Below are 5043 nucleotides of genomic sequence, written 5' to 3'. Positions count from 1 at the left end.
GCTCACGGCGGGATGTGCGGCTGCGGCGGCGGTCACCACCGCGCTCGCCGCGCTCTTCGGTCGGAGCCGCGTCAGCCGCCGGTGTTGCCACCGGGGCGGCGGCAACGGCGGCATCGCCGGTCCAGCGCGCGATCTTCTGGCGGGTCAGCTTCTCGATATTGGCCAGGTTCTCGGCATCCTCGGGCGTCGCGAAGCTGATCGCGATGCCGGTGCGCCCGGCGCGGCCGGTACGGCCGATGCGGTGCACATAATCATCCGGGTGCCACGGCATGTCGAAATTGATCACGTGGCTCACGCCCGGCACGTCGAGGCCGCGGGCGGCGACGTCGGAGGCGACCAGGATGGTGATGTCCCCCTGCTTGAACCGGTCGAGCTCGCGGATGCGGTCCGATTGTTCCATGTCGCCGTGGATCTGGCCGACCGGCAGGCGCGCGCGCTTCAGCACGTCGGCGAGGTCGCGCACCATGGTCTTCTTGTTGCAGAAGATGATGGCGGTTTTCACGTCATCTTGGCGGAGGATGGAGCGCACCAGGTCCTTCTTGTCGCGGCTGGTGGTTTCCACCACCCACTGGGTGATGTTGGTGTTGGTGCTGGCAGCGCGGGCGACTTCGATGCTTTTCGGGCTTTCCATGAACTGGTCGGCCAGCTTCTTGATCGGCGGCGGCATGGTGGCCGAAAACAACAGGGTCTGCCGGCTTTTCGGCAGCTTGGAACAGATGGTCTCGATATCGGGGATGAAGCCCATGTCGAGCATGCGATCGGCTTCATCGATGACCAGCATGGCGCAGCCGGAGAGCAGGATCTTGCCGCGCGCGAACAGGTCCATCAGGCGGCCGGGCGTGGCGATCAGCACATCGACGCCCTTTTCCAGCGCGGAAAGCTGATCCCCCATCGAGACGCCGCCGATCAGCAGCGCCATCGAAAGCTTGTGATATTTGCCGTACTTGTCGAAATTCTCGGCAACCTGCTGGGCGAGCTCGCGGGTCGGCTCCAGGATCAGGCTGCGCGGCATCAGCGCGCGGCTGCGGCCTTCAGCCAGGATGTCGATCATCGGCAGCACGAAACTGGCGGTCTTGCCGGTGCCGGTCTGGGCGATGGCGATGATATCCTTGCCCATCAGCACCGACGGGATGGCCTGGCGCTGGATGGGCGTGGGCGTGTCATAGCCGCTGTCTGCAACGGCGCGCAGCAGGGCATCGGAAAGGCCCAGGTCGGAAAAGCTCATCGTGTTCCTGTGAATGGGGGCGGCGTGCCGCCCGACGGTCGTTCAAGGTTTTGCCCTTGCGTGCGCCCATGCGGGGCAGGGCCGCAAAAGTCAATGGGCGGGGTGGTTTCCGAGGGGGCATGCGCCGCCCAAGTTCCCCCGAAAAACAAGCGGGGCGGGTGTTGTCAGCCGCCCAACTTCTCCTTCAACAGCAAGCGGGGCGGCTGTCGCCAGCCGCCCCGCCCGGGTTCAGGCGTTGCGCCTTGAGCTTAGAAGCGGAAGCCCGCCGCCACACCATAGCGCCGGGGTTCCAGCACGAAGATGTTGGTGAACAGACCTGACGACTGGTCGGTGACATAGAGACCAGTGGTCGCGCTGTTGTTGGTCAGGTTCTGCACGAAGCCGCGCAGATACCATTTGTCGTCCTTGCCGTTCAGCTGCACCTGGCTGTTGATGACGGTGTAGGACTTCACGCGGTTGATCTGGCCGTTGAAGATGTTGCCATAGCTGTCACCCGTGTGGGCGAGGTCAACACGCGGCACCAGGGTGAAGTCACCGAACTCGAAGGTGTATTGCGCACCCACCGAGAATTTGTAGGTCGGTGCCTGCGGCAGGCGGTTGCCACGGATGTTGGTGGTCACGCCTTCCGGCAGCATCTGGAACTGCGTGCCGGCACCCAGCGCCGACAGCACGCCACAGAAGCTGAAGGCGCCGGTGGCGCCGTTCAGGCCACTGTCCGTCGGGAACGGAGTCGGTCCCTGCAGGCCAGCGCCCGCCTGCAGGCCCGGAATGGCGCCCGCGTTGATGGCGTTGTTGACGTTGGTGACGAAGGCCGCGGTGGCGGCCTGGCCGCCGGCGCCGTTGTTGATCACCGCGCAGTTGGCGCCGTTCGAGATGTCCTTGATGATCACCGCATCGCTGCGGCCGCCCGACGGATCGCGCGGGTTGGCCAGGAACTTGTCGCTCGACACCTTGGTGTAGAGGTAGGACGCGTTCATGTTGATCAGCAGGTTCTTGGTCGGCTGGATGATGAATTCGCCTTCGAGGCCGTACACCGTGGCGTCGACGTTGTCGTTCACCGAGGTGCGGGCGACGATGCGGCTCAGCTGCAGGCCCTTGTACTGGTAATAGAAGGCCGTGACGTTGGCGCGCAGCGTTCCGTCAAGGAAGCTGTTCTTGGAGCCGATTTCATAGGCGTTCACATATTCCGGCAGGAACGTGTCGGACACCGCGAACACCGGCGACAGCGGCGGGTTGAAGCCACCCGACTTGTAGCCGCGCGAGTAGGACAGATAGAGCAGGTTGTCGTCGGTGATCTTCCAGTCGAGCACGACGCGGCCGGTGATCACGCCCTTGGAGGAGGTGCGTTCCTGGAATGGCTGGTTGCCGGGCCGGTTGGCGTCGGCATCAAAACCCGCCGAAGCCGGGGAGTTGAACACGTTGCCGGTGGTGCCGAACGGCACGAAGAAGCTGGCCAGCGTGGTGCGCGCCTTCACGAACTTCTCGTCGTGGCTGTAGCGCAGACCGGCGGTCAGCTTCACCTTGTCGGAGAGGTTGTAATAGGCTTCACCGAAGATGCCGTAGGATTTCAGCGTGTAGGTATCGGTGTTGTTCCGATAGAACGGCGTGCCGAGATAGCCGCCGCTGGCTGCGCCCAGCACACCGGTCAGATAGTCGATGCCGTTGGTGTTGACATAATAGTCGCCGTTGCGGACCTTGAAGTCCACATAGGTGCCGCCCACCAGGAAGTTGAACGGCCCATCCCACTGCGAGCTCAGGATGGCTTCCAGGGTCTTGGCCTTGGTGCGCTGGTTGGAGCGGTCAAAGTCCTGCGGCGTGGCCGAACACAGGCGCTGGCCGCCATAGGCGCCCAGGCCGTTTTCGACCGGCAGCGATGTGCAGAACTGCCCGCCGCTGCTGACCGCGTTGACCACGTTGGTCAGGCCCGGAATGGCTGCCGAGAAGGCAGTGGCCGTGGCGATGGCCGACGCGGCAACCGCCGGGTTGAACACGCTCATGTTGTAGTCGACCGAGCTATCCACCGAGTTGCGCTGGTACATGCCGGTGACCTGCAGCTTGATGCTGCCGAAGTTCTGCTGCAGGCGCAGCATGTACTGCTCTTCGTCGGCAAAATAGGTCGGCGTGTAATCGGTGCGGACCTGGCGCACATTGGCCGGGTTGGTGTGGCCGGCATAGTTGTACGGGTCGTTGCCGTAGAGGTTGGTCAGGCCCAGCGCACCAAAGGCGGCGCCGCCCTGGGTGATCAGGAACTGCTGGCTGGCCAGCGTGCCGACGAAGGTGGAGTTGTAGTTGATGAAGCCATAGTCGAGCCGGCCCGGCAGACAGCCCAGCACGCCGGTCGGATCGGTCTGGCAGAGCTGCTTGGAGGTGCGGTTGCGGTCGTCGTTTTCGTGGAAATAATAGGCCATCGCGTCGATGGTGGTGTTTTCCGTCGGCGTCCACCGCAGGCTGCCGCGCAGACCATAGAGATCACGGCCGTCGATGCGGGTGTTGTTGAAGACGTTGGTGGTGTAGCCGTCGCGCTTCAGATAGGTGCCGGCGACGCGGATCGCCAGCGTGTCGCTGATCGGCAGGTTGAACATGCCCTTCAGGCGCAGCGAGTCAAAATTGCCATATTCGACTTCGCCGGCGGCATGGATGGCATCGGTCTTCGGCTTGGCATTGACGAAGTTGACGACGCCGCCGGTCGCGTTGCGGCCGAACAGCGTGCCCTGCGGGCCGCGCAGGACTTCGACACGCTCCAGATCGAAGAATTCGGTTTCGAACAGGCGGGTGGCAAACAGCGGCATGCCTTCGGAGTGGATGGCGGTGGCGGCATCGCAGCTGATGCCGACGCAAAGATCGCCGATGCCGCGGATGGTGAAGCTGGAACCGGTGAAGTTGCCCTTTGAGAAGACGATGTTGGGCAGGGTCAGCTGGATGTCGAGCGGGTTGTTGATCTGCTGGCGCTGCAGGGCCTGGGCGTCAAACGCGGTCACCGCGATCGGCACGTCCTGCAGGCTCTGCGCCGTGCGCTGTGCGGTGACGACGATTTCCTCGATCCCACCGGCGTTTTCGTTCTGGGCGGTCTGCGCGAAGGCCGGCAGCGCGGCCAGGCCGATCAGCGACGCACTGGCCACCAGGCCGGCACGGATTCCAAGCGTGATTTTCATGTGTCTTCCTCCCCAAAAGCCCAAACTGGCGGAACCCTTGAACGTGGCTCTGATGGCCGGGTCCTCTGCCCTCACATGACGCCCTGATGGACGACCATGCTGCAATCATCAGTTTGGACAGGCCGGCTGCAATTTGTCCAGTGTGGGGCGGGGTTTGCCGGCGTGGGTGACCTTGTGTCGCGCTGCCTGTGTCTGCCGTGCAACAGTTTGATGACAGCGGGCCTGCTTCAGCGCCGGCGGCGGGCCTTCTTCCGCGCGGGGGTGATCTTTGGGCTGGGGGGCGGGATGATCGCGGCGATGGCGCATTCGCCGCCTGATCGCGCCCCGATGGCATCGCGGCCGGCGCACAGCTGGCCGGCCTGTTTCTGCTGATAATAAAAGCCCTGGTAGAAACTGAGGCCGGGGCATTCCTGCGCCAGCAGCAGGCGCCAGCGCGTGCCGCCGCGCATGGTCAGCTCGATGGCGCTGTCACCGAAGACCTGGGCACCGGCGATGCCATTGATACTGATGCAGCGCTTGCGGGCAGCACGCGGCAAGACCGCACGCGATTGCGCCGCGCCGCCGGGCCGTACCGGCACCCGGCGCCAGGCCTGCCCGTCAAAGCTCTGTGGTGCCGGCGGGGGCGGCGGCTTGGTTGGCTGGGCCAGCGCGGGACAGGCACATGCC

The 5043-nt window shown here is 64.4% G+C and carries 3 protein-coding genes; all 3 read right to left on the bottom strand.

Annotation, left to right across the window (positions count from 1 at the left end):
* Positions 1-1225 (bottom strand): DEAD/DEAH box helicase (locus GJ693_RS13690; RefSeq protein WP_156256838.1); only part of this gene is annotated, 1225 nt, incomplete at its 3' end.
* 248 nt (positions 1226-1473) lie between these two features.
* A complete protein-coding gene (locus GJ693_RS13685; RefSeq protein ID WP_156256837.1) occupies positions 1474-4377 on the bottom strand; it encodes a TonB-dependent receptor in 2904 nt (967 codons plus the stop codon).
* A gap of 227 nt (positions 4378-4604) precedes the next feature.
* Positions 4605-5043: DUF6491 family protein (locus GJ693_RS13680; protein ID WP_207789965.1), on the bottom strand; the 439-nt coding region annotated here is incomplete at its 5' end.

This window comes from Sandarakinorhabdus oryzae, from assembly GCF_009733735.1.
Lineage (GTDB): Bacteria > Pseudomonadota > Alphaproteobacteria > Sphingomonadales > Sphingomonadaceae > Sandarakinorhabdus > Sandarakinorhabdus oryzae.
This window is presented reverse-complemented; position numbering and strand designations above follow the sequence as displayed.